Source organism: Leptospira abararensis, from assembly GCF_016918735.1.
In the GTDB taxonomy this organism is placed as follows: domain Bacteria; phylum Spirochaetota; class Leptospiria; order Leptospirales; family Leptospiraceae; genus Leptospira_A; species Leptospira_A abararensis.
Map to the genome: position 1 here is coordinate 185930 of NZ_JAFFPR010000022.1, position 24942 is coordinate 210871.

At 39.7% G+C, this 24942-nt stretch carries 22 protein-coding genes; 3 read left to right on the top strand and 19 right to left on the bottom strand.

Annotated features, from left to right (window positions below; all coding sequences use genetic code 11):
- Positions 1-168: 168 nt before the first annotated feature.
- The 9 genes from JWG40_RS07275 to JWG40_RS07315 form a co-directional block, all read right to left on the bottom strand.
- Positions 169-1431: a porin gene (locus JWG40_RS07275; protein ID WP_205285166.1), complete on the bottom strand. Its 1263-nt coding sequence runs from the start codon at positions 1429-1431 to the stop codon at positions 169-171.
- Positions 1432-1575: 144 nt separating this feature from the next.
- Positions 1576-2259 (bottom strand): response regulator, encoded by a 684-nt coding sequence (locus JWG40_RS07280; protein WP_205285167.1) that lies wholly within the window; start codon positions 2257-2259, stop codon positions 1576-1578.
- A gap of 12 nt (positions 2260-2271) precedes the next feature.
- On the bottom strand, positions 2272-4848 hold the full coding sequence (locus tag JWG40_RS07285; RefSeq protein ID WP_205285168.1) for a sensor histidine kinase: 2577 nt from the start codon (positions 4846-4848) through the stop codon (positions 2272-2274).
- Complete coding sequence (locus JWG40_RS07290) at positions 4841-5419, bottom strand: potassium-transporting ATPase subunit C (protein WP_205285169.1); 579 nt, start codon at positions 5417-5419, stop codon at positions 4841-4843. The genes JWG40_RS07285 and JWG40_RS07290 overlap by 8 nt, the downstream gene beginning before the upstream one ends.
- Complete coding sequence (kdpB, locus tag JWG40_RS07295) at positions 5416-7470, bottom strand: potassium-transporting ATPase subunit KdpB (RefSeq protein ID WP_205285170.1); 2055 nt, start codon at positions 7468-7470, stop codon at positions 5416-5418. The genes JWG40_RS07290 and kdpB overlap by 4 nt, the downstream gene beginning before the upstream one ends.
- Positions 7471-7479: 9 nt before the next feature.
- Entirely contained in the window at positions 7480-9117 is a 1638-nt protein-coding gene (kdpA, locus tag JWG40_RS07300) for a potassium-transporting ATPase subunit KdpA (RefSeq protein WP_205285171.1), read from the bottom strand.
- Positions 9118-9206: 89 nt separating this feature from the next.
- Positions 9207-9995 carry a hypothetical protein gene (locus tag JWG40_RS07305; protein WP_205285172.1) on the bottom strand — a complete coding sequence of 263 codons (789 nt, stop codon included), beginning with the start codon at positions 9993-9995 and terminating at the stop codon, positions 9207-9209.
- Positions 9996-9998: 3 nt separating this feature from the next.
- On the bottom strand, positions 9999-11159 hold the full coding sequence (locus tag JWG40_RS07310) for an LIC10775 family protein (protein ID WP_205285173.1): 1161 nt from the start codon (positions 11157-11159) through the stop codon (positions 9999-10001).
- 3 nt (positions 11160-11162) lie between these two features.
- Complete coding sequence (locus JWG40_RS07315; RefSeq protein ID WP_205285174.1) at positions 11163-12629, bottom strand: hypothetical protein; 1467 nt, start codon at positions 12627-12629, stop codon at positions 11163-11165.
- A gap of 93 nt (positions 12630-12722) precedes the next feature.
- On the opposite strand from JWG40_RS07315, the gene JWG40_RS07320 reads away from it, so the two are divergent.
- Entirely contained in the window at positions 12723-12992 is a 270-nt protein-coding gene (locus JWG40_RS07320) for a hypothetical protein (protein WP_232369236.1), read from the top strand.
- 25 nt (positions 12993-13017) lie between these two features.
- Here the strand turns inward: JWG40_RS07320 and JWG40_RS07325 are convergent, their stop codons facing one another.
- From JWG40_RS07325 to guaB, 3 genes are read right to left on the bottom strand one after another with little or no spacing between them, the layout of a single operon-like run.
- Positions 13018-13698: a 16S rRNA (uracil(1498)-N(3))-methyltransferase gene (locus tag JWG40_RS07325; RefSeq protein ID WP_205285175.1), complete on the bottom strand. Its 681-nt coding sequence runs from the start codon at positions 13696-13698 to the stop codon at positions 13018-13020.
- 4 nt (positions 13699-13702) lie between these two features.
- Positions 13703-14476, bottom strand: a complete 774-nt coding sequence (locus JWG40_RS07330) for an outer membrane lipoprotein-sorting protein (RefSeq protein WP_205285176.1) — start codon at positions 14474-14476, stop codon at positions 13703-13705.
- 9 nt (positions 14477-14485) lie between these two features.
- Complete coding sequence (gene guaB / locus JWG40_RS07335) at positions 14486-16012, bottom strand: IMP dehydrogenase (protein ID WP_205285177.1); 1527 nt, start codon at positions 16010-16012, stop codon at positions 14486-14488.
- Between the two features lie 97 nt (positions 16013-16109).
- Here guaB and JWG40_RS07340 point away from each other — a divergent pair, with 97 nt between their 5' ends.
- On the top strand, positions 16110-17267 hold the full coding sequence (locus tag JWG40_RS07340; RefSeq protein WP_205285178.1) for a DUF1577 domain-containing protein: 1158 nt from the start codon (positions 16110-16112) through the stop codon (positions 17265-17267).
- Between the two features lies 1 nt (position 17268).
- On the opposite strand, the gene JWG40_RS07345 is transcribed toward JWG40_RS07340, so the two are convergent.
- The 3 genes from JWG40_RS07345 to JWG40_RS07355 form a co-directional block, all read right to left on the bottom strand.
- Positions 17269-19206, bottom strand: a complete 1938-nt coding sequence (locus JWG40_RS07345) for a B12-binding domain-containing radical SAM protein (protein ID WP_205285179.1) — start codon at positions 19204-19206, stop codon at positions 17269-17271.
- 46 nt (positions 19207-19252) lie between these two features.
- Positions 19253-20512 (bottom strand): EAL domain-containing protein, encoded by a 1260-nt coding sequence (locus tag JWG40_RS07350; protein ID WP_205285237.1) that lies wholly within the window; start codon positions 20510-20512, stop codon positions 19253-19255.
- A 192-nt stretch (positions 20513-20704) separates the two neighbouring features.
- Complete coding sequence (locus tag JWG40_RS07355) at positions 20705-20869, bottom strand: hypothetical protein (RefSeq protein WP_002981258.1); 165 nt, start codon at positions 20867-20869, stop codon at positions 20705-20707.
- Between the two features lie 79 nt (positions 20870-20948).
- On the opposite strand from JWG40_RS07355, the gene tmk reads away from it, so the two are divergent.
- A complete protein-coding gene (gene tmk / locus JWG40_RS07360) occupies positions 20949-21554 on the top strand; it encodes a dTMP kinase (RefSeq protein WP_205285180.1) in 606 nt (201 codons plus the stop codon).
- 1 nt (position 21555) lies between these two features.
- On the opposite strand, the gene JWG40_RS07365 is transcribed toward tmk, so the two are convergent.
- From JWG40_RS07365 to JWG40_RS07380, 4 genes are read right to left on the bottom strand one after another with little or no spacing between them, the layout of a single operon-like run.
- Positions 21556-22437 carry a class I SAM-dependent methyltransferase gene (locus JWG40_RS07365; RefSeq protein ID WP_205285181.1) on the bottom strand — a complete coding sequence of 294 codons (882 nt, stop codon included), beginning with the start codon at positions 22435-22437 and terminating at the stop codon, positions 21556-21558.
- 7 nt (positions 22438-22444) lie between these two features.
- Positions 22445-23299 (bottom strand): metal ABC transporter permease, encoded by an 855-nt coding sequence (locus JWG40_RS07370; RefSeq protein WP_205285182.1) that lies wholly within the window; start codon positions 23297-23299, stop codon positions 22445-22447.
- The gene (locus JWG40_RS07375; RefSeq protein WP_205285183.1) at positions 23292-24005 is read right to left on the bottom strand and encodes a metal ABC transporter ATP-binding protein; all 714 of its coding nucleotides are present in this window, start codon (positions 24003-24005) and stop codon (positions 23292-23294) included. Before JWG40_RS07375 ends, JWG40_RS07370 begins: the two co-directional genes overlap by 8 nt.
- Positions 23983-24927: a metal ABC transporter substrate-binding protein gene (locus tag JWG40_RS07380; RefSeq protein WP_205285184.1), complete on the bottom strand. Its 945-nt coding sequence runs from the start codon at positions 24925-24927 to the stop codon at positions 23983-23985. Before JWG40_RS07380 ends, JWG40_RS07375 begins: the two co-directional genes overlap by 23 nt.
- Positions 24928-24942: the final 15 nt, after the last annotated feature.

Here is a 24942-nt window from a genome sequence, read left to right on the forward strand (position 1 = left end):
AAACAGGAAGTGGCTTGGAAAGAAAAAAAAGAAAATCAGGGATATTGACCCCTCCCTGCGGGTATCATAAGGAGAAACATCTATGAACAGAAATTAGACCCAAGATAGGGGGAAAAGGTTTCCCTTTTTCAACTGCTACCCAAGGCCAAATTTCCAATTTTCCTGGACTTAAAACTTCATTGAAAATGCTACAAGGAAGAAATCTTCTTTTTTTGAGGTTTGACTGTCTCTATAAGCAAACACAGAATCGGCGGATCTTCGATAGACGTATTCGAATCGAATTAACCCTGGATCAAATGTTAAGATATCAAAGGTAGCTGTATACCCATTGCTCATAAATCCGTTTCTTGTTCCCGTATTCACCATCACTTGTAATGGGTCATAAAACCGTTCTATGCGAAAACTGAAGCGGTATTCCGGGGTGATTTTGTAACTAACCCAAATCGTTCCGTGATACCACTGGCGATAGGCATGGGATTCTGTTTCCCGATACTCCCCAAGACTTGGGTCGTAAACACCTAACCAAGGTTCATAAATAAAACTTTGTTTTGCTTTTTGTGCCCCTACATCGAACTGACCCACTAAACTAAATCGATCAGACAATATCCATTCCAAAATCGTATTCTGATACAAACGCATTTGTTTCCTTTCATTATTTGGAGCTTCGTTTCCGACAAATTGATTGAGTGTTAAAATGAGATTTTGACTAAATAGATACTTAATCTGGCTTCCAAAAGATTTATCTTTATTGTTATCAGTTATATTTTGCCATCCATTCAATACTTGCAATTGCCCACTTAATTTATCACTGAACTTGTGACTCAATCGGACTCCCGAAGAATAGTAAGGTACATAATCTAAAGCAAAGGCTCTTGTATAATTTACGTTGTTTTGGGAAATCCAAGATTCGTGTCCGATATTTCCAAAAAATATTCCAGCATCGATCCAAGTATCCTTACCGATTTTAAATCCGGTATATGCTTCTTGGATATTTTTTACCGAGTTTTGATTGGAATATTTTTCCGCTGTAATCTCAGCCGCATAATTAGCGTTTACTGAAGTTCCCCATTGAAACGCCAACCTACCTCGATAATTTTTCTCTTCTACTTTTGCCTCTACATAAGCTAAATTTACATTGAACTCTCCATTCCTTACGGCTTGGGTAGTAAAATTTCTTTCCGTATCCTTGGGAAGATTCCTATTATACAAATAATAAGAATCAATAAACCCGCCAAATTGAATAGAATTTGGTAAAACGATGGCTTTAGAAATAGAATCTGCAGTTCGAACATTTTCCTTAGATGGAGTTTCTTCTGCCACCATGGAGGAAAAAGTTGAAGAGAAAACCAAGACAACTATGTAGAGAGAAAATTTTACCAGATCTCTGCATTTAACTTTCACAAAAGGCAATACACTCATTTGATTCAACATGATAGTATCAAATTAACATAATTCGATACTACTTACAATGTTTGAGAGATTATGGTTTCCCGTTTTACCTTAAGAATTGATTAAGAAGATATTCTGGTTTTCTTAATTCAGGAAGAATATTCTTTAGTTAGATATTTTTTATTTTTAGTTACCAACCCAACGGTAACCGATTCCTGGTTCTGTAATAAGAAATTGCGGACTACCGGGGGAATCTTCAATTTTTTTTCGGAGTTGTGTGATATGAACACGCAGCGAATTCATTTCATTGAGTGCTTGGTCTCCCCATATTTTTTTAATCAATACATCATGAGTAATCACTTTACCAGAATTTTTAATGAGAAAGGTAAGGATTTGGAATTCCGTCGGTGTTAGTCGGACCTGAATATTATTTTTGATGACCTGGTAGTTTACAAAATCGACTACAAGGTTTTCTTTTTCCCAGTTCGATGGGGCCTCTTCCATAGGAAGTCTACGCAAAGCAGTGCGAATCCTTGCTAACAATTCCCCCATACTAAAAGGTTTGGTAATGTAATCGTCTGCTCCTGAATCAAGTAAGGCAATTTTATCTTCTTCTGAACTCATTACTGATAATACAATAAAAGGAATTTCAGAAAAGGTTCGGACTTCTTTAATCACATCCAACCCACTCCCATCAGGAAGTTGTAGGTCTAGTAAAACTAATTTGGGTGAATTTAAGGCAACAGATTCTATCGCTTCTTTTTTAGAGATTGCTTCTATGGTTTGATAACCTTTCGCTTCCAGAGCAATGCGCAGCATTTTCCGAATGGCACTATCATCATCCACAAGTAGTATCAAATCCTTAAGCATAAAAAATCTATACTATGTAGAATACGGAATGTCAACGAGAAAGCAGGCACCTCCTTCCTTCCGATTCATCGCTTCAATAGTTCCGCCATGTAATTCGATGATCGACTTAGAAATAGCAAGACCAAGTCCTGTTCCAATTTTTCCAGAGGATTCCCCTCTGTAAAATTTCTGAAAGATCCGAGAGGAATCTACCGGTAAACCATTTCCATTATCCTCCACAGTCCAATGAACAGTATCTCCAGATTTTTGTAATGTTATCCAAATAGTCGTACCAGGTGGTGTATATAAACACGCGTTATATAAAAGATTAAAAATCGCATGAGAAAATAGAACCCGGTCAAGTTCAATGGGAAAATCATAATCATTCAAATTGACTTTGATGGAATGGTTTGTTTTATTTTTTCCTAAAAAGGAAATCGCATCTTGAATGATATCCGAAGGATAAACTTTTTCCTTCTTTAATGTTAAATATCCAGATTCGATCCGGCTGATATCCAATAGATTTCCCAGAAGTAAATTCAAAACAAGAGAACTCTCCTGAATTTCCTCCAATAAACTCTTTCTTGCAATAGGATCTGCATCAATCTCTGGATCTAGTAAAGCAGAGGCAGATCCACGTATCGAAGTTAATGGAGTTTTTAATTCATGCGACAAAGAATTAAAAATTAGATTATATAATTTCTCTGATTCTTTTAACAAAAAATTCTTTCTAGAGTCTTCCGACAAAGTATCACGATCTAGTGCCAAGGCCACTTGGTTAGCAACTGTATTTAATAATATTTCCTGCTCCAAACTTGGTTCCTCAGAGGACTTAACATTGATCACACCTGTAATTCCTCCAGGAGAAACAAGCGGATAAAAAGTAGCATTCGATAAAGAAAGAGTTTCGGTATACCTACCAGCGGGTTTTCCGTTTTTAATGGTCCATGAGGCCACAGCCAAATCTTTCGAATCCTCTATACTCGGAGTAAATTCACCCCCTTGGTAGAAATGTAGGTTCACTGGGAATGGAAAGATTCGTTTAAAGAATGAATCTCCTGTTTTAATAATATCTGATGCCGAGGAAGTTTTTGACAAATTCTGAGTGAGTTCATAAAGAATCGAAAGTTTTTCCTCTCTCGATCTAAGTTTCGATTCATTTTTTTTAAGTCTTGCTGTAAGACCCCCATTAATGAGTGCAATCAACATAAAGATCACAAACATCAATGCATCTTCCAACTTAGAAATATAAAATGTGTAAAGAGGTGGTATAAATAAAAAGTTCCAAAAAGAAGCTGAAAGTATCGCGGCAAGTAAAACTGGTCCCCGACTAAAAAACATCCCGAGTACGGCCACATAAAACAAATATAAAATTGAAATGGTCCAATACCCTATGTAAGATAATAGAAATTGATTAAATAAAGTAACGAGGGATGTCAGAGCAAAGATAGCTGCGTATTGCCTAATTCCAGAAGAAGGAATTAATTTTTTATAAAAGTCAAATTGATAGGACCTGTCATCCTGAAATGGAACGATGATGATCTCAACATCCCGAAGATGTTTGATGATCTTTGCTGAAATATTTTTTTGTAATAGGCCCGAAAAAAAACTTCTTTTCGATCCTCCAATCACCAAACGATGGATACGTTTATCCTGAACCGCTGCAACAATTCCCACAACAGGATCGGATTCAAAAGAATGCACTACTTCTGCACCTAGTTCTTTTGCAAAACGAATATGCGATCGAATTGAATTGGCAGAATCCAAATTTCGATCCTCTTCGTTTTCTGAAAAAACTGCATACAGCTCAGAATTTCTTTCTAGGGCCAATCTTTTAGCATTTCGAAGGAGTGTTTTCGAATGGGGACTTGCAGAGATGGCGACCATAATCCTTTCTCTTCCTTGAGGCATCCTTTTTTCTACATACTTTGCCGTATAAGAAAGGGACAATTCCCGAAGGTAAGTTAGATTTTCTTTGCGAAAGAAATTTTCCTTAGCAGAAATAACTTTTTCGGGAATATACACTTTCCCTTCAGACAATCTTTTTAATAATTCATCTGGAATAATATCAATTAACACTAGTTCATCGGCACGTTCCAAAATAATGTCGGGGATAGTTTCTTTTACAGGACTTTGGATGATTTTTTCTACAGAATCCACCTGACTCTCTAAATGTTGGACATTCACAGTCGAAAGCACATGAATGCCAGCATCGAGTAATGAAAAAATATCTTGGTATCTTTTTTTATTCACTGAGCCTGGAATATTAGTATGAGCCAATTCATCAACTAACACATAACCTGGTTTCTCTTTTAGAATACTTTCGACATCCATTTCTTCCCATACTTTTCCCCGATATTCAATTTTTTTCAGAGGAATCCAAGGTAGACCATCCACCAAGGCCTTGGTTTCTTCTCGCCCGTGACTTTCCACTACACCAATCCTTACATCCTCTCCTTCTTCTTTTAAGTGATGAGCTTCCGTCAACATCGCATAGGTTTTACCAACCCCAGGAGACATTCCAAAATAAACTTTCAGAATCCCTTTTTTCTTAGGCTCTTCTTGGTTGGCTATCGAGAGAAAGTCTTCTGGGCGTTTTCCTTCATTCATGGGTAATCTCTTTCCAATCTCGATTTAGCTTGTTTACGTTGACTCTTTCGCGACCCATAAAACCAAAAAGTGGATGTTCTATATGTTTTAGAATCAATTCATTTATTTGATCTAAGGGAATCTTTCTTTCCTTTTGGAGAAATTTTGCCTGTTCATATGCACATGGCACTGATATATGTGGATCTAACCCAGAAGCAGAAGTATAAACTAATTCCAAACATTCTTCTATACTTATCCCAAGAGTTTCCAATTCAAGTTTCCTCTCTTCCACTAAATTCTTTAATTCCAAACTGGAAGGACCTAGATTGGAAGCTCCACTCGGTATCGTGGCATAACTCACAGCACTCGGCCGGTAGCGAAAGATAGATTTCGATACGGTCCCTTGAGCCAAAAGTTCTGAACCAACCACTTTCCCTTCAGATAGAAACAAACTTCCATTAGCTTTCAATGGGAAAAAAGTGAACGCTAAGCCGGTAATCGCCAAAGGATAGAGAAAACCTAAAACGAGTAAGGATAAAAAAGTAAATCGGATCACAATTTCCCATTGGTTTGCTGTTTCGTTCGATTTCATAAAAATCCTCCAGATAAGATTAAGTCGATGAGTTTGATTCCGAAAAAAGGAAAAACCATTCCACCACCTCCATAAATAATAAAATTTCTAAGTAATGCCTCGTCCGGAGATTTCGGCACATACTTCACTCCCCGTAATGACAATGGAATGAGAGCCGGAATCACAAGGGCATTGAAGATCACGGCAGAGAGAATCGCATTATCAGGATTTGATAACTGCATGATATTTAAAGGAGCTAAAGGTAAAAACAAAGCAGGAAGAATCGCAAAGTATTTAGCAATGTCATTGGCAATACTAAATGTGGTAAGTGCCCCCCTTGTCATCAGGAGTTGTTTCCCAATTTCCACAATTTCGATGAGTTTACTTGGATTACTATCCAAATCAATCATATTGCCTGCTTCTCTTGCCGTTTGTGTTCCTGTATTCATAGCCACACCCACATCAGACTGCGCTAAGGCCGGTGCATCATTGGTTCCGTCACCAATCATTGCAACCAAATAACCGTTAGCTTGTTCCTCTCGAATTCTTTTGAGCTTTGCTTCTGGAGTGGCTTCTGCAATAAAATCATCTACCCCTGCTTCCGCTGCAATGGCTGCAGCAGTGAGAGGGTTGTCACCCGTGATCATCACCGTTCGAATTCCCATCCTTCGTAAATAGGTAAATCGTTCTTTAAGCCCACCTTTCACAATATCTTTCAATTCAATGATACCCAATAAATGGTTTCCTTCGGAAACAAGAATGGGGGTGCTACCCTTTCTTGAAACTTCATCCGATGTCATTAACATGGACTCTGGGACAACTCCCCCTAAAGATTCAATATGTTTTCGTATCGCATCGATGGCACCCTTTCGGATGTTACGAATTTGTTTGCCATTTTCAGATATCTCGACTCCGCTCATCCGAGTCGATGCAGAAAATGGAATCCAGTTTACTTCCAAGGAGTTTAAATTTCTTTCACGAATCGCATACTTTTGTTTGGCGAGAACGACAATCGATCGTCCTTCTGGAGTTTCATCAGAAAGAGAGGAAAGTTGAGCGGCATCTGCCAACTCTTCTTCTGTAATGCCTTCGGAAGGATAGAATTTATGCGCTTCCCGATTTCCCAGTGTAATTGTACCGGTTTTATCCAATAACAAAACATGGATGTCGCCAGCCGCTTCCACTGCTTTTCCGCTTTTAGCAATGACATTGTATCGTATCAGCCGCTCCATTCCAGAAATTCCAATCGCACTAAGAAGGGCTGCAATCGTTGTTGGAATCAAACAGACAAATAAAGCAAGCCAAACCGAAAAATCAAAATTCCAATTTTGACCTATTTGATTTCCCACAAATTTGGCGATGGGAATCAAAGATAAAACTCCCAAAAAGAAAAGTATAGTTAAGGCAAAAAGAAGAATACCAAGAGCCACTTCATTCGGAGTTTTTTGTCTTGTGGCTCCTTCAATCATACTGATCATTTTATCAATAAAACTTTCCCCAGGTTTTGTTGTGATTTGAATATACAAATGATCAGAGATCACTCTGGTTCCACCAGTCACTGCTGACCTGTCACCACCACTTTCTCGAATCACAGGCGCTGACTCTCCGGTTACTGCAGATTCATCCACACTGGCAATTCCAGAAATCACTTCCCCATCACCAGGAATGGTAAATCCAGCTTCTACAAAAACAATATCGTTGATTTTTAATTCGTTCGAAGGAACCTCGATAAAGTTTTTATCTCCCACTGATTCTACTTTTTTTGACATCGTTGAAGATCTTGACTTTCGTAAACTATCAGCCCGTGCCTTACCTCTACCTTCGGCTACGCTCTCTGCGAAGTTTGCAAAGAACAATGTTAAGACTAACCAAAAGAAGATGGGAAGTTCATTACGAAATGGAATCCCAGATCCTAAATAGTAAAGAATTTGGAAAAAAAGAATCAAAGTTCCTATCCAAACCGTGGCCATAACGGGATTGGAAAATGCATTTTTGGGAGAAAACTTTTGCAAGGCATTCCAGAAAGAAACACTCAAAAGTTCTTTAGATATCATATTTTTAGAATTTACCATACATTCCTCTTAAAAGAAAATTCCCTTCCCAAGTTGTAACTGCTCCAAGATGGGACCTAGAGCTAAAACGGGAAAAAAAGATAGACCACAAACGATTAAAATCACGCTGAAAACCAATATTCCAAATAACACCGTATCTAATTTAAAGTTTCCCTCGCTAGACTTGGTTGTGACCTTTCCACCTAAACTGCCGGCAACCAAAACCACTGCATAAATCACGCTAAAACGACCGACTAACATAGAAAATCCGAGAGATAAATTTCCCCAGATGGTATCCGCAGAAAATCCAGCAAAGGCGGAGCCGTTATTGCCTGCAGCCGAACTATAAGCATACAAAATTTGAGATAAGGCATGGGGACCTTTTGCGTTATAACCCGATTCTAAAAATATTGAGATGGTTGTTCCGGCTAAAATACAAACGGTAGGTGAAAGGATTCCAAAAAGAGTCCATTTGATTTCATAACTTCCAATTTTTTTACCAAAATATTCGGGTGTGCGACCGGTCATGAGTCCCGATAAAAACACAGTGAGAATTAAAAATAGAAACATTCCGTACATTCCTGTTCCCACTCCGCCAAAGATAATCTCGCCTAACATCATCTGAAAAATGGCAATTCCTCCAGCCAGTGGGGAATAACTATCGTGCATAGAATTGACTGAACCGTTGGAGGCGGCCGTGGTTGCTGACAACCAAAGGGTGGATTCCGTTAGAGTAAATCTTGTTTCTTTACCTTCCCAAAAACCGGGGTGGTTCCATTCGGAATAAAAAACACAAGCAAAACCTAGTATAAAAAAAGCCAACATCACAAAGAAAATTACCCAAGCATGGCGAAATGAATTTGTGATTTTGCCGTATAAAAATACGCATGAAGCTGGCAAAAAGAGAATCGAAAACATCTGAATGAAATTGGATATAGGAGTTGGATTTTCAAATGGATGGGCGCTATTCACACCAAAAAAGCCACCCCCGTTGGTTCCGATTTGTTTGATCGCAATTTGGGAAGCAGCAGGTCCCAAAGGAATGGTCTGTGGTTGTCCATCGAGACCCAAAGCTTGTATTGGTTCTTGAAACGATTGAATGACACCTTGACCCACGAGGAGAATGGCAACAAAGAACGAAATAGGAAGAAGGATATAAAAGGTGGAACGAAATAAATCCTGCCAAAAATTCCCAAACTTAAGTGCTGAAGAAGATACAATGGACCGACTGACAAACGTTAAAATAGAAATTCCAACTCCAGCACTGAGAAAGTTTTGCGGGGTGAGTCCCACCATCTGTGAAAAAGTACTGAGTTGGCTTTCGCCAGAATAGGCTTGCCAATTGGTATTGGTAACAAAGGAAATTGTTGTATTGAGTGCTAAATCCCAATCCATTCCCGGAATACCGAGCGAATTCATTGGTAAAAAATTTTGGTATCTTAGGATTAAAAATAAAATCCCACCTCCTAGAAGATGAAACACTACCATACTGTTTAGATATTGTTTTGGAGTTTGAGAAGGAGGCTCGCCTGAATATAAAAACCGACGGAATGTTGATTCCAAGGGTAAAACTTTTGCATTTAATACAAAAGCCATATAGTAACCAACAAAGGGTGAAACTAGTATCAGTAGCCCAACGTAAAAAGGGAAATAGAGTAACTCAACCATAAGTAAATTCTCTCATGAATTTCTCTTAAGGTAAAGGGTGAGTGGCTTAAGGGATAAGATTAAGGCATTAAGAAATGATTAAGACAGTCTTAACCTTTCCCAGTCGGGAAATAGACAATAAGAGCCCAGAGCAAAATTAGAAAAATAAAAAACAGAAAAGAAAAAATCCCTTTGGTGAAAAATTCAGAATCCAAGGATCCTCGCCAAACAAGAAAGACCGAGTCTTTTGCTAAAGGTAATTCTTCCCCATCCCAAATCGGATCTTGTAAGACAACTCCACCCGAAAACAAACTAGAAAGATGACATTTACTGTCTTCTTTGGAGTAACAAATGGCATATAACGTAGGTTTTATGTCTTTTCCTGAGATTGAACGAATCCTTTTGTATTGGAACCGAATCACAGGCCCATAAACAGCTCCTCCTGACCTGCGCCGAACAAGGAGTGGGGATCGAAACTCTCCGGCATCAGCATCATCCAAATAAAAATCGCGAAGATACAAATAACGATAGTTAAGGTAATGGGAGACTTCTTCGGGAAGGACTTCCATTTTTGCAGTGATCCCTAAACTATAACCAATCGAATCCCCCAAGAATAAGACAGAATTTCCTCCTGCCAGTAGAGATAAAAAAACAGCCAACAAGATCTTTAGTCCTGTTCTTTTCGAAAGTATAATTCCTAAAAACAAAATAGGTAAAAATAAAACAAGGATGGCCCAAACAGAAATGGAAAGTGGGAAGTAGGCACCAAAGGGGAGTAAAAAGAATCCAAACCCCAAAATAAGAGAAAGTCCTGTCCAAAAGATAAAAAAAGAAGAGGCAGGATCTTCGTTGGGTTCTGGTTTTTTCCTATTTTGATTTTCAACGAAACCAACAAACATCCATTACTCCTTTACTTCAAATGAACTGCGAATGGTTTGCCAATAGAGGTTTGCTGTCTCCTTTTCCCTTTGGGGATAAGACAAGGAAAGAAAGTAACCACGAGGTGCGTTATAAAGATAATATTCCTTCATTTCCATTGCAACTGTATTTCCAATTTCATCTACCTCCGTCCACTCACTCAAATATTCCGATTTCGATTCAGTCCTTTTAAAACCCAGTTTCCGGATTTGGGTGGGTGTAAGAGAACGCATTGAGTCCCAAAAACGAAAGTAATTTTTACTATCACGAAGGGGCCTTGTTTTATCAAAACTAGAGCCTATGGAGAGAATAATTTTCGGTAAACTTTTCTTTTTTTTACCTGAGGTTTGTAGTTTTAAGGCTTCATCCCATTCAGTTTGGCCCTCTGGTAAATAATTAGAAAGAAACTGTACAAAACGTACCATCCTAAAAATAGAATCTCTATTTTCCCCATAAACCCCTAGACGATTTCCATATAGTCCCTCATAACGTAGGTTCGAGGAAAATCGAATTCGATATCGAAAAGATTCAGATTCCAAAACCAATTGGTCTTTTGGTTTGGAATTACTCACGTAACACCCATAAGGTTCGCTCACCAAATCTAAGGGAATGGTTTGGTCAGACCATTCGTTGGCGGCTCTATTTGTGATTTCATTGGAACGAACAAGCCATTGGGGGAAAAATCCAGGTTCTTTTTCTAATTTCAATCGGTAACAGAGATGAATTCCTTTCCCAAGAAATACAGCTTCCTTTTCTTTACGAACCGCGTATAATGCTTCTAATTCTTTGGCGGCAATGTCGGCCTCATCAGTCACCGGAAATTCTTTATAATATTCATCATCGATAAGAAAACGCATCTGGCCCGAAGGAGAGACCAAATAGTTGCGGCCATGAGCGTCTTTTTTTTTGACTGTGGATTGTTTGTTTTTGAATTCCGAAAGGAAACGGTGGAAACTACGACTTTCCTCTTCTTCTGCATCGGGAATCCAAGGTTTTTGTAATAATGGATCGACAATGATTTTTGAATTTGGTTCTGGCTTTAGAAAAGAAACAGGAAAAAAAAACAGAACCAGAGTGATTCCAATTTTTATATTTACTTTTACATTTATTTTCAGGAATTGAAGAGAGTGCTTCTCCCCTAACATTGATTATGCCTGAAATTTAGATTGGATGAAATTCAGCGCCATAGTAAAGATCTTAGAAAAATCCCTCTTATGGTTTTCGTCATTTACTCTAGATAAAATCCCTTTGAGGAGCGTTTGCACTTGGTTGTAGTTTGGAACTTCGAAAAATGCCTTTTGGATATGAGGCCATGCCATCTTTACCATTTGCATAAACTCAGGACTTCCTTTTTTAAATTCCTGAATCATCCGGTCTAACGTAAGTTTGACGACTTGAAAGTTTTTTAGTTTTTTAACAATACCAACTAAAACCTCGCGACTCAAATCAGATTTGGAACTCATCATTTGAAAGAGGGCATTCCAATCCACAGGTTCATTTTTTTGTTCTTTGAGAACTTGAGTGCGTAAAGAGACCACTGCCTTTTCAAATTCGGAAAGACCCCGTAACCAGTTTTGATATCCCACTTGGTCTGATTTGGATTGAAATCCTGTGATGGTCTGCACAAGGTCCATAAATTCTTTTACACTAAAAGTTTCCAGACGTGCGAGATTAGGATCGACTTTCGTGATTGGTTCTGGTTCTTCAAAATCTACATCGATGTCTTGGGAAAAGTCATCATCGTCTGTATTTGCATTGGATGTGTTTGATCCGCTTGCCGAGGAATCAGAATCATCAAATTCCAAATCTTCGATTTCATATTCTTCCGAAGCAGTGGAGGTACCGTTTTTGGAGGATGGTTCCGGGAGGGGATTGTCTTTAGGGTCTGGACCAATTCTTACTTCTAAGAGTTCGCCCGTGAGATTTTCGCCAAAAGTTTCTACAATTTCCAATAGGATGGATTTGTCTCGTTCGGGAATGAGGGATTGTTTTTTAGCAACGGGTGTAGGGGGAGCATTCGCCACGGCCAAGGCATCGGTCAGAGAAACGGGTTCTTTTTCCGATTCCGCAGTGGATGGCATAGCCAAAGCGGCTTTAGCAGATTCCGCCATTAGGCCTTTGGGTTCAATGATCTCTCCGGTAAGCGGATTTTCTAGTACCGTTAAAATTCCCTTTTGGACAAAAACAAAATCCTTGGGATGAGTGACTTGCAATCGTTCAATGATTTCTTCGGCTACAGACGAAAAACTAGGAGGAGGTGCATTGGTAATTTTGTCCAATTCCTGAGTTTTTAGTTTTTCTTGTACTTTGTTTAGTACTTCGATAAAATTGGAATTTAAATAAGTAGAAACTTCGTTTTGAGGAACACCTAACATCGTAGCAAATTGGGGTAGGTGTTCAAAGAACTGGTCTGTCTTTTTGATATTCCCAGTCATGTAGGATTTGATCTGTTTTGCGACCTCTTCCACTTTGGCCGGGTCCATTTTCCTTGCTTTCAGTAGTTTTTTGAAAATATCGATATGGGCGTGGAAATAGGATAAGAATTCCCCATAGGCGGTAAATTCAAACTCTCCGTGCGCTTTTTTTTCTAAAACCTTTTTAGAACCGTCTGACATAGTAGGATCTCATCCAATGCATAGGAAAAGTCACAAGGGTCAAGATTTTTACGAACCGATTGACGAAATGCAGGGAGAACGGAGTTTAGGAATATGAATCGTTTGTTTGTTTTGGTAGTATTGTGTTTTGTCATGATCTTCTCTACATCTTGTCAAAAGAGAGAAGACAAAACTGTGGAAAGAAGTCTATTTACTTTCCTGGTTACATGTACGGGGGGAAGTCTCACAGCCTGCAATGCTGATTGTGCTGCCAAATATCCCGACGTGACTGGAGATAATTACCCAGCGGCTTCCACTTGTTTTACTGCTTGTTCAACTAATTGTAACTTATCTACTACCTTACTTTTACTAACCAACAAATAGTAAGGGTTGTTTGTTTCTTTAAACTTTAAGTTCCATACACAAGGAAACTGGCAGCGACAATGCCTGCCGTTTCTGTACGGAGCACTCCACCGGGAAGAGTGATTCTTGGGATTTGGTTTGTTTCCATCCAATCTTCTTCGTCTGCATGGAATCCCCCCTCAGGCCCAATCACAGGAATTTTTCCTGATAAAAAACTAGGCAGAAACATCTCAGACTTATATGGATGGAAGACCACCAAACTCTCTTTATGTGCATCCATCCATTCACCTGCAGATTCAATGGAAAGAGTCAGAAGTTCTGTCTGTTTGGACTGAGCCGCCGCTTCCTTCACTATTTTTTCGGCACGCTCCAAATTGAATTCCTTACGAATGGAATGCCGAAAGACAAGAAACACTACCGCATCAAGACCAATCTCCGTGACCTTCTGTAAAAAAAAATCAAACCGGTTTCCTTTTGGGAGAGCAATGGCTACGGTTTTCCTTTCGATCTTTCTAGGAACCCGAGTTTCTTTTAAAAATTTGAGTTCTTTGGAATGAGGAGAAAATTGGTAATCATAAAGTCCACCGAAGCCGTCTCGGATTTGGATGATGGTTTCTTCCTTACTCAGTCGTAAGGCACGTAAGTGAGCCATCTCTTCTGGGGTGAGGGAAATTGAGGGTTTTTGGGAAAACCCAGTGCGAAAGAGGATAAGACCAGGTTCTAACAAAGGTTTAACGGCTTAGGTTATCCACCGCAAACAAAGAAGCATCCGGATTTACGGATTTATCCACTTCTTGGATTTCCCATACAGTGATACTACCTGTATTCAAATCTAACATCTCGAGCCGAGATGCTTTTTGAATTTCTTCTACCTTCCCAGAAAGTTCTTTTACTTTAACAGGCCCGTATTTTAAGTTCAAAGTTTTGAATAAAATTCCATCCCGATCATGAAAGTCTACGCGGTAAGGTTTTAGATCTTTTTTCCCAATGAGAAGAACTAACTTTTTATAAAAATAAGGAAGGATGGGTTTTAGAGAAACTCGGTAATACACTTCTCCACCAATTTCCAGATCGGCATTCACAAGCGGGTTGTAGTTGGCCTGATAGGAATACCCAGAAAGATCTACATAGAAAAAACCGGTCCCCATCAGAGCTTCATACTTTTCATCATCAGTTTTGCGAAAGAGTTTAGCACTTAAAACATTGAAGAAAAACACATTTTCCCCTTCGTCTTTGGTTAAGAGTTTGGATTCAAGTCCCCTACCCTTTCGATCAAAAAGAAGGAGTGCATCTTCCCCATTGAAAAACCGGTTGATCTTCCAAGTTTCTGAAGTTCCATTCCGACGGATGAGGACATAGGTTCCTTTCACAAGACCTTTTCCGAAATCCAGTTCTCGGTCAAGCCTTGCTAAAAGTTCCTGCGCCGATAAACTCGTATCAGGTGGTGCTTGTGCCTCTATCGAAACAAAACTAAAGAATAGTATCAGTATCCAAATCTTTCGCATGTATAATTGTTATTCCGCTCGCATGGATGGTTTAGTATAGGAATACAAGCCGTGAACACTACCTTGTGCTTGGGCTGATTCTGTCCTTCGTTCAAAACGAAGTTTTCCTTCCCTTAATGCTTTGTGAAGGTCAGGAATATTTTGAAATCCCATATCCTGAAAACTTTGCCTTAGTCCTTGTACCAAGTAGGGAATGAGATTTAAAACAGAACCTTTATCCACGACATATCCAGAAACACCTTGTGCTACCTTGATCTTTTGTGATTCAGAGAAATACCGTTTGTCCCCACCTTTACTCATTGCTTCTAAACTTGCCATTCCTCTGTATTTCTTTAGACGAATACCATTTTCATAAAAATACTCACCAGGAGCTTCTTTTGTACCAGCAAACATAGAACCCATCATACACATGGAAGCACCAATCGCCAGAGCATTGGCAATATCTCCAATATTGGAAATCCCTCCATCGGCAATCACAGGAACTCCATGTGCTTGGGCATACTCTGCTGTTTTGAATACAGCTGTAGCCTGGGCACGACCAACGGCCATTGTATCTTGTGTGATACAAATAGATCCAGGACCCATACCTATCCGAAGTCCATCCGCACCCGCTGCGATTAGGTTTGCCGCTTGTGCTTTGGTCACCACGTTTCCACCGATCACATCAATGTTGGGAAAATTGGATTTGATCCATTGAATCATTTCCATTTGGTAACTGGAATTTCCTTGTGCGGAATCAATGATGATGACATCAACCCCAACACCAGCTAAAGCCGCCATTCGATCACGTGACTCAGGTAAGGTGGAAAGAGCCGCTCCGACTCGAAGTCGTTTTTGGTCATCTTTTGAGGACTGAGGAAATTCTTTATTTTTTTTCAAGTCACTGCGACATATCAGTGCTACAAGTTTTCCTTGTTTGTCTACTAAAGGGAGTTTCCCCTTTTTACTAGTTCTTAAAATATCGTTTGCTTCTAATAAACTAATTCCAACATTTGCGGTGATTAGTTCCGTAGTCATCACCTTGCCTAGTTTGATATTACGATCTTTTTCAAAGTCAACATCTCTGTTAGTAACAATACCAACTAACTTTGTACTAGCGGTTCCGTCTTCTGTGATAGGAATTCCACTAAACCCGTATTTTTCTTTAACAGCATCCAAATCGGCAAGAGAATGTTCTGGAGAGAGTAAAATTGGATCTTTGATAAATCCATTTTCGTATCGTTTTACTTTGCGAACTAGATCTACTTGTTCATCGATACTGTTGTTATAATGTATAATTCCAATTCCACCCATAAGAGCTTGTGCGATCGCCATCTCAGACTCTGTGACTGTGTCCATCGGAGAACTCATCAGTGGTCTTTTGAGTGAAATATTTTTGGAAAGTTTGGTTTCAAGTTCCACATCACTGGGATTGAAGTCGATATAACCAGGTAATACTAAAAAATCCCGATACGTGAGTCCCATGTTGACCGAGAAGAGCTCTTGTCCACTGACTCCATCGAGAAGCTCTTGTCCTGGTAGGGGTTGATTTGACATAATTATCCTTCCTTTTTCTACTTTAGGCAAGAAAACTCTCCTTGCAAGAGAATTTCAGGAGAAATTCGTCCGATAATAGTAAGTAACACGACCTTTTATGGAAACCCTAGAAAGAAGTAAGCGATCGTTGGATGTTTTTTCCGACAAAGAAAAAAAACTCCATGTTTTGACCAAATTTTTATTAAACCAAGAATTGAGTCTAAAGGACAATATCCATTCTGGGGAAAGTTGTTTTTTAAAAAAAGTTTCTGCTGATGGAAACAAGGTCCTCATCAGCGTACGCCCTACCCTAACCCTCTCTGTGGGCCAAAAAATCACCCTTTATAAAATTCTCGGAAGATACCTTCACCTGGAGTGCACCGTCGAACAAGAAAAGGCGGAATCCCAATATGTCCTCCATTTAGACAAAATTGCCATTGCCAAAAAAGATCGGGAAAGTTCACGAATCCCTGTCCCCCCTGGTTCTGCATGGATTACCAACGTAGTTTCCAGTAAGGCAAAAATCGAAACGGATATGTTCCATGTCCCCACGGCAGTGAAGGTAAACTTTCAGGACTATGAAACCAAACTAAAAGATACAGTTGATTTTATCAAAATATCTACTTTTAACTCGAGTGAAGATTCTGAAATCATTCGCCAAATCAAAAAGACGAAAAAAGGCCTCCTTTTAGAAGATGCCACAGACCGAAAGTGTTACGAATCTTCTCCGAACGAAGACTTCTTGGTATTTTCTGAAGAAATCGAAGAAGATATAGATAAAGAAATCAATAACAAACGAAACCAAAAAATCAAATCGGAACTCATCCTTCCTATTCTCTACCTAACCGATGAAGAAGAATCCATCCCGATTGGTTATATCCAAATGCAAAGTAAATCAGAAACCTTTGATTTAATGAAAGCGATGGAGATGAAAACTGTTTGTTTCGAAATGGTCGACCGGATCCGTCATTCCAATATGATTAAATCAGATGGAAAGTTTCCGGTAATTGATATTTCCGAAGGCGGTTTAAAAGTAATCGTAGACCATCCCGATTTAATGTTAAGCCTTCCCAAACTTTCTGGATTCCAATTTGATATATTTTTTAAAATGCAATCTCCTTTGACAGCTTTTGGAACGATCAAAACCATTACTAAAAACGAAGAAGGCCACCTAACAGTAGGTCTTGCGATTGCCGGACACTCCTCTAGATCGGGTGAGAAAAAACGATTTTTAGAAAACGTAGAATTCTTTCGTAAACAAAATCACAAATCTTAAATTAAAGTTCCCCATACCCAAGAACTTCCATTGACCACCTCTCTTCTAATTTTCTCGAAGAAAAGGTAATGGCCTCTGGATCCATTTCTTCTTTTAGAAAGGCAAAGTCACTTAAATCCACTTTTTCTCCTTCGACCAAATAAAAGGCTTCTTTCGATGGATCCAAATTTTGAATTTTTGTGGTAGAAATTCTTTCGTAAATTAAGTAAGAAGTGGAATCCAATTCTGTATCTCGCCAGTTCTTTAACTCTAATTGGTTTCCATCAAAAACAAAAACCAAACGGTGTTGGAGATTCTCTCCTCTATGAGCCAATGTCCGCGCAAGATAAGAATTTCTTTGGGTTTCGAGAAGAGATACAAGCCTTTCTAACTCTTTGGGTTTAGGAAGAGAGACCAAGGGGATAACAAAATCAATCGTACAAAATGGCTCGGCTGTGATTCGTTCCTTCATCAAAATAAGGATACGAGAGAGGTCATTCGAAAGATCTTCTGTGTGAAACCAAACACTGTGATGGCGACTTCCCGATAGACTAGACCATTGGGTATCCAAAATTGGATTTGTCTCTGAAGAAGAAAGGGTTTTTGTACCCGATAAAATCAAATCAAACCGATCGTTTTTATTAGGTATGGCTGCACATAAAAATGGTCTTGGAAATTCATCCAATCGTCTCTCGAGTAAGTCCTCTGCAAAGTACAAGGACTCTGTCAAATCACGCTGGCTAAAAGTCGGGGTTTGGATGATCCGGTAAGGTGGAGTTGGCATAAAGGATAACCCTTCTTTTTCGGCATCCCTACGCATGGCAGTTCCTGGAAGGACAGACAAAGGAAAGGCCTGTACCCATTCGCCTAGTCCATGTTCCAAAAAGAAATGAATTCCCCGTTCGACATCATCCGGTTTGTCACCGGGAAGTCCAATGATAAGATCAAGAAGTAACTCCATCCCCTCACCCGCCAGCATCTTTGCCACTTCCGCAACTTTGTGAGGGCTACCGTAACGTTTGACACGTTTCAGGGTTTCTTCATTTACAGATTGAAGTCCAAGTTCCACACGAGTGAATCCCGCCTTACGAAGTTTAGTTGCTAATTTCGGAGTCACACCTTCCGAACGTAATTCAGCAAACATGGACATACTTCCATCCGAATTCACTTCTGCAATGGCATCCAAAAAATTTTCAAAGCCGGGTCTATGGTTGAAGGTGGGATCTAAAAATACAAGCTCCCGAGCGCCCTTTTCTTTTAAGTTCGAAATCAACTGAATCGTTTCTGGAATGTCCAGAGTGCGAAGGTTCTGCGAAGATTTTGGATAAAAACAATAAGTGCACTGCGACTTACATCCCCGCACAGTTTCTAAGTAAGTAGAACGTTTGGGATCCACTTGCAAATGTCCTGTTGTATAGGGAGAAGGAAAGTCAGTCAAAGGAAAGTCAGCTGCCGCTTGTTTTCCAAAGGATGTGAGTGTTCCATTTTCCTTGCGAAAGGCTACATTTTCCAATCCTTCCAAGGATGACTTAGAGAGTAAAGTGCGCATCAGATTACGAAAGCTATGTTCTGCTTCTCCCGATACAGCAATGTCATAACCCTCTTCTCCGAGAACATAAGGATTGTCTTCATTCACCTCAGGTCCACCGACGAGGATGGTTGTTTCTGGATTTCTTTTTTTAACTTCTTTTGCGATGTAAAGGCTACGTTCGGTATTCCATAAATAAAGAGAGAGCCCTAAAAAATCCGAACCTTCTTTCGTGATGCGATCAATGAGCTCCCGATCTCCTAAAGAATCAGTATCTTCAGGGGAAACTACATAGGGACTCAGTCCAAGGACCGGGTCTTCTTTGGATTCAAGGCAACTTGCCAAACTAGCAGCTGCTAAAGGAACATTTCCTGTGGCAGCATAGTAGGATGGAGGTGGTACAGGTAATTGCAAAAATTGGATTTTTGCCATAGATACTTGCCAGTATCCGACCAGAGACTGTTTTTCGCAAAACCTTTCAGGAGCGGGAAACCACCACATCGATAAATAAAATCAAATTTTCAGAAAGGTTTCTAGCAAATGTCCGTAACATCATCCGTTCCGAAATGTCGTGATACATTTGGGAAAGAGTCCAGGCATCCCTGCTGGTTTTGGATTTGTGAAGGTGCTCAAAAAAATAAGGACGAAACGACCAGTTTTTACCCAAAAAAGAATAGTCCGGTTCCATTTTGCCCGACTTGTCTCTTGAATAATTAGGAGAAACCTGAAAACCAAGGGGACTTGTGATGTACATCCGAAAGAAATCCCCATCTCCAAAGACACTCGTTTCGAACCCACCCTTCCATTCCCAAATTCCATTCTCTTCGGTAAAACCCATCATGATTTCTGAAAGTTTGTCCTTCCAGATGGTCTCCCATTCAATCTGACGGTTCATCTCTCCTTGTTTGCGAGCATGAAAGTATTGTAAGGAAGCCTGCATCTCGGTTCTGTATTCAAAGCGTTTGGCAAAATATGGTTCTGGTTTGGCAAAATAAAATCCTTGGATGTATCTGGCTCCATAGTTAAGAGCATTGTAGAGTTCATCCTCCGATTCAATACCTTCAAAGAGAAGACTACTTCCCAGAGATTCACCTAACTTTGACAAGTTGAGTAAAATTTCCTTAAAATTACGGGAGAAGGTAGATCTACGTAACATCTGTAAGTCGACTTTGATAATTTCAGGATGGAAAAGCCCAATTCGGTCGAGGTTACTTGCCTCCGATCCCGCATCGTCAACGGCGATAGAAAATCCTTCTTGCCTATACAGCTGCAGGACAGGTCGCAAAAGTTCTAGGTTATGGGGGAATCGTTCTTCTGTAATTTCAATGACAATCCTTTCCGGATCAAGACCCACTTCTCTGACCATCTGAATGGTTTGGGGAAGTTCTGTTTCCAATTGTAGCAGGGCATGGTACATGACATTCGGGGAGATATTTAAAAATAACTTGGTTTCTGGTGGCGCTTCTTTAGCGAACTTTCGTAAGGCGGCAAAACGAATCTCTTCATCGACTTGTTTTTTTAGGAAAAAAATTTCATCATAACCATAGGTTGGGGACAAAAAGAATTCTCCAAGACTCACAAGGCCCTCCGGTGTGGAAAGGCGCCCTAATAGTTCATAGCCGTAAATGCCAGTGGATTCGGACGAAAGGATGGGCTGGAATACGGGAACAAGAGTTCCTCCAGATAACCAATCTTTCCAATCGCTTAGGAATTTATGACTTTCTCTTTCTGTAATCATAGATGGATATACGTATTTTAATGCAAGATCGGTACCAGTAAGCATTGTAGGGAATTTTACTGCATTTTGCTCACGATATGGGCAATCAGGAACAAGGAAGGGAGAAAAAGTTTATTGGCGCTTAATTAGTAAGCAAAATGGTATAAAAAAACCACCCGAGTTTCCTAGGATGGCTTCCGCTTTGAGTAGTAATTACTTAATGTCTCTAGCTCTTGTTTTGAATGACTCATCCAATTTTGGCTTTTTAGAAGGTTTTGGTTCTTCCACAACTGGTGTTTGTTTAACTTCTTCAGAGGCACAGTTAATCATAAATACAGCCAAAAAAGCAATGATCAGCATAGACGAAATTTTTTTCATGTTTTTGCTCCTTAGACTAAATTGCCGAGTTTAGTAAATAAGTCGAGGAAAAAACGACCATTCTTATAATGGAGGGGATATGCCCCAAAATAATCAGTTCTTTGTATTTGAAGGGATCGATGGTTCCGGGAAAACCACCGTCTCTCGTTTGGTTTCCGAAGTACTTCTCACAAAATCAATCCCCAACCTCTGGCATAGAGAACCGACTGATAGTGTACACGGAAAAAAGATAAGAGAGTTCTTACTAGGAAAACTCAAACTCTCAAAAGAAGAACAAATTGAAACTTTTATTGCCGATCGTGAATGTTCGGTAAATGAAATCATCCTACCTACTCTCAAAAGTGGTAAATCAATTGTACAAGATCGCTATTATTTTTCCACCGCGGCTTACCAAGGCAGAGATGAAGAACATGCTGCTGACATATTATACAGAAATGAAGACAAAGGTTTTCCTGAACCGAACAGAGTGTATTTTTTAGACCTTTCACCAGAGGAAGCATTGGAACGCAGAACCAGTCGTGGAGGGGCCGAAGAAGTATTTGATGAAGATTCAGAACAGTCTCGTATCTACCAAAACTATTTGGCGATTTTACCTGAGTCTACGATCTTCGTTGATGCCACTGCAGAACTAGATGAAGTTGTTGCCTTCTGCGTTGAGGATATACTCAAGTCTCTCGAAGGTTAACTCACTTTTTTACCATATAGACCATCATGTCACCTAACTGAAACCACTTCACTAGACGGTCCATCACCCGTTTCCGGAGTTTGAAAAAAAATCGAGCTTCGGGACGAGTGGTCATTCCACTTCCATAGGTAAATGATACAGGTTGGTGATAACCCAAAGACAAAAGTAGTTTTTTTAAACCTAAATACGAATAATAATATAAATGTTCAGGAACATTCAAATACCGCCACCTAAGTCCTGCTAGTTTAGCCAGCAGGCCGTATCGACAAGTGGATAGGATAAGCACTCCCCCCGGTTTTAAATGCTTCTGAATCTTTTCCAAAGTTTCTTTTGGCTGGTGCAGGTGTTCAATGGTTGCCCAAAGGGTGATGAGATCAAACTGGTTTTGGAACGTTGTATCCCAAGTAAGAAAGTTCTCTTGGAAGATATTTAGGTTTAATGTTTCGCGGGCAAAACGAACGGGACCATCGGCGATCTCAATTCCATACGCGTCGTAACCACGATCCTTTTGATAAGCCACAAAGTATCCAGCAGCACATCCAATGTCCAAAGAAGTTAATTTGGTATCTTTTGGTAGCTCACCAATTCGTTTTTTTTCCCAAGAAAAAAAATCCAAATCATTTAGGTTGAGTTGGAAAACCCGAGAGATTTCCTTACGTAATTTGTCGGAATAATAATTGTCATACCCACGTTCCGTCCTTTGGGTAAAATAAGAATCATCATAGTATTTTTTTACATCTGCAAAAGTCGGTTGTGGGTTCACTTGCACAAGCCCACAAGATTCACAGGCAACAATTGAAAAAGATTCACCGAGTGGGCTTTCTTTGGTATAAATCGGACGAAAGCGGTTTTGTCCGCAGGTATTGCAGGGGATTAGTTCCACAGAATAACTATCGGACAGATTTGGAAAAAACGGAAGTAGTAAGAAAGCGAATGAGGTGGATAAAAAAAGCTAAAGCACAAAGCACAAGAATGATACTTGAGGATGTAGGAAAGTAAATCAGTTCGCCATTGCGTTCCATACCAACAAGGGAGATGAGAAAACCCGAAATCGTTGCAAATACAGAAAACAAAGCACAAACAATGGTAAGGAGTTTTAACGAACGAATGAGAGGGAGGAGTGCAAAAACTGGCAAAATCAAATGGGCAATGCTATAAAAAGTTCCAAGTAAGTTCACGGCTACGGTGAGAGAGGCCGCAAGGATGATATAAAACAAAAGGTCAAAGGGAAGAGGATTTCCCACTTGGATTTTGTATTCGTCCCGATCAAAACTGATAAAAAGAAACCTTCTAAAAAAACTCAAATACAGAATGAAAAAGAATACAGCGATATAAATTCCGAACGAATCAGCCCGCACCTGGGAAGTTAAAATGTCTCCAAAAAATGCCGCCATCAAATGATTTTGTACATTCCCACCAAGAGCCAACATAAACTGAGAGGCAGCAGAAAAAAATACAAAGAGAATGCCGAGGATGACCTCTTCTTTTATCCCACGCAGTTTTCTCACATACAAAAGGGGGAATACCAAAATAGAAGAAAATACAATGGGAAAAATTTCTCCAGGCCATTCCATAAACAAGGATAAGGCGACAGAAAAAGTCACTGCTTGGGAAAGAGTCACTCCAAAGAATGTCATCCCCCTTAGAACAATCAAAATTCCAAGAACTGATAGCAGAGCTCCTACAAGGCTACCAACGATCATTTGTGGTAAAAATAAAGTCCAACTAGAAAGGATATTAGTCATGGTGGTGGCAGTTCGGAGGCCTTTCTCCACTAGTGATATTGTAAAGTTTTCCTTCGTCTATTTCATAAATTTCATCAAACCCGAATCCCCAATCATGTTCCAAACTATGAGTGATAAAAAATAGAGACCGGTTCCCTTCTTTTAAATATTCGGATAAAACGGTTTGGAAGAGTTCTCTGGCATTATGATCCAAAGAATCCATGGGTTCATCCAAAAAAATCAAATTGGCTTTGGTGAGGAGTGAACGAAGGATAAGAACTTTTTGTAACTGTCCCCCACTACAAAGAGAAATTTGTTTTTTTAAAATCGAACTAACACCTGTTCTTTCAATCAGAGCCATATCTTCTTCAGAGAATTTTTTTTTGGGAAAAAAACTGAGGCCAATGTTTTTTGGCATCAGAAGTACATCTTGTACGCGAAGAGGAAATTCTAAAGACATTCGTTTGGCCTGGGGCACATAGGAGGTTGTGATTTCTTTAGAAAAGGAAATGAATCCAGAAAGTGCTGGAAGTAAGTCTGTTAAGGTTCGGAATAGTGTGGTTTTACCAGCTCCGTTTCCCCCAACAAGGGCATAGGTTTTGCCAGAGTGGATATGCAAATGAATGTCGGATACCACCGGAAATTCCTTTCTGTAACCGACGGACAAAGCTTCCGTATGGATGAAGGTATCAGTGCCTTCTAGTTTATTTGGTTTTGTCGCTTGCATCACGTATTTTTTGTAACATCAACCGAAGTGTGTCTTCGTAAGTGAGGGCATCAGGGTTACCACCGACAGAGATCGGCAATACAACAACCACAGAACCGGGCACTTTAGAAGACACATACTCAGCATACTTTGGATTGTGATAGGGCCCAATCAAGATAATTTTTATCTTTTCTGCTGTCATATAACTGATGACCTGGTCCATATAACGAACAGAAGGTGGAACACCTGGCCGTTCTTCAATGGTTAAGTTGGCATTGAATTTAAAGCGAGCAGCTAAATATACAAATTGGTCATGGAAAACCGCAACTTTTAATCCAAAATAAGGTTCCATTTTTTTCATTTCTTCTTTCGTCAATTGGATCAGACGTTTTTTGAAAGTATTAAAATTGGCTTCATAGTATTCCCCATTCAAGGGATCCACTCGAGTGAGAGCATTTTTAATATTTTGAGCCATTTGGATGGCATTGATGGGATCATTCCAATAGTGAGGATTTCCATAGATATGCATGTCACCCATCGAACGATCCATCATCACTGTAGGTTCGCCGAGGATTTTCACTCCAAAGGAAGTATCACAATACCCAGGTTGCCCTTTTTGGATTTTGATATTACGGGATTGTTGTTGGAGGTAAGGAATCCAACCAATTTCTAAATCAAGGCCTATCACACAAAGTACATCGGCTTCACTGAGTTTCACAAGAAAGTCAGGCCTAGTCATTACAAAGTGCGGGTCATCGGTTCCACGAATCATTCCAGAAACCTCTGCACGATCCCCCGCTACTTGTTCGGCAATGTATTTGATATCGGGAAGGCTTGTGACAAGGGATACCTTCGCCGCAAGATTCTGTGTAAAAAAAATCGAAAGAAAAAAACTGAAAATCAAAAGTTTAGAGAAGTGATTTTTCAATACTGTCTGTGACATGACGAACCTCTTTTG

Bases quoted from the DNA above. Each gene is read 5' to 3' on its own strand.
- JWG40_RS07275 (WP_205285166.1), bottom strand. From the start codon at position 1,431: ATGTTGAATCAAATGAGTGTATTGCCTTTTGTGAAAGTTAAATGCAGA.
- JWG40_RS07280 (WP_205285167.1), bottom strand. From the start codon at position 2,259: ATGCTTAAGGATTTGATACTACTTGTGGATGATGATAGTGCCATTCGG.
- JWG40_RS07285 (WP_205285168.1), bottom strand. From the start codon at position 4,848: ATGAATGAAGGAAAACGCCCAGAAGACTTTCTCTCGATAGCCAACCAA.
- JWG40_RS07290 (WP_205285169.1), bottom strand. From the start codon at position 5,419: ATGAAATCGAACGAAACAGCAAACCAATGGGAAATTGTGATCCGATTT.
- kdpB (WP_205285170.1), bottom strand. From the start codon at position 7,470: ATGGTAAATTCTAAAAATATGATATCTAAAGAACTTTTGAGTGTTTCT.
- kdpA (WP_205285171.1), bottom strand. From the start codon at position 9,117: ATGGTTGAGTTACTCTATTTCCCTTTTTACGTTGGGCTACTGATACTA.
- JWG40_RS07305 (WP_205285172.1), bottom strand. From the start codon at position 9,995: ATGTTTGTTGGTTTCGTTGAAAATCAAAATAGGAAAAAACCAGAACCC.
- JWG40_RS07310 (WP_205285173.1), bottom strand. From the start codon at position 11,159: ATGTTAGGGGAGAAGCACTCTCTTCAATTCCTGAAAATAAATGTAAAA.
- JWG40_RS07315 (WP_205285174.1), bottom strand. From the start codon at position 12,629: ATGTCAGACGGTTCTAAAAAGGTTTTAGAAAAAAAAGCGCACGGAGAG.
- JWG40_RS07320 (WP_232369236.1), top strand. From the start codon at position 12,723: ATGAATCGTTTGTTTGTTTTGGTAGTATTGTGTTTTGTCATGATCTTC.
- JWG40_RS07330 (WP_205285176.1), bottom strand. From the start codon at position 14,476: ATGCGAAAGATTTGGATACTGATACTATTCTTTAGTTTTGTTTCGATA.
- guaB (WP_205285177.1), bottom strand. From the start codon at position 16,012: ATGTCAAATCAACCCCTACCAGGACAAGAGCTTCTCGATGGAGTCAGT.
- JWG40_RS07340 (WP_205285178.1), top strand. From the start codon at position 16,110: ATGGAAACCCTAGAAAGAAGTAAGCGATCGTTGGATGTTTTTTCCGAC.
- JWG40_RS07345 (WP_205285179.1), bottom strand. From the start codon at position 19,206: ATGGCAAAAATCCAATTTTTGCAATTACCTGTACCACCTCCATCCTAC.
- JWG40_RS07350 (WP_205285237.1), bottom strand. From the start codon at position 20,512: ATGATTACAGAAAGAGAAAGTCATAAATTCCTAAGCGATTGGAAAGAT.
- JWG40_RS07355 (WP_002981258.1), bottom strand. From the start codon at position 20,869: ATGAAAAAAATTTCGTCTATGCTGATCATTGCTTTTTTGGCTGTATTT.
- tmk (WP_205285180.1), top strand. From the start codon at position 20,949: ATGCCCCAAAATAATCAGTTCTTTGTATTTGAAGGGATCGATGGTTCC.
- JWG40_RS07370 (WP_205285182.1), bottom strand. From the start codon at position 23,299: ATGACTAATATCCTTTCTAGTTGGACTTTATTTTTACCACAAATGATC.
- JWG40_RS07375 (WP_205285183.1), bottom strand. From the start codon at position 24,005: ATGCAAGCGACAAAACCAAATAAACTAGAAGGCACTGATACCTTCATC.
- JWG40_RS07380 (WP_205285184.1), bottom strand. From the start codon at position 24,927: ATGTCACAGACAGTATTGAAAAATCACTTCTCTAAACTTTTGATTTTC.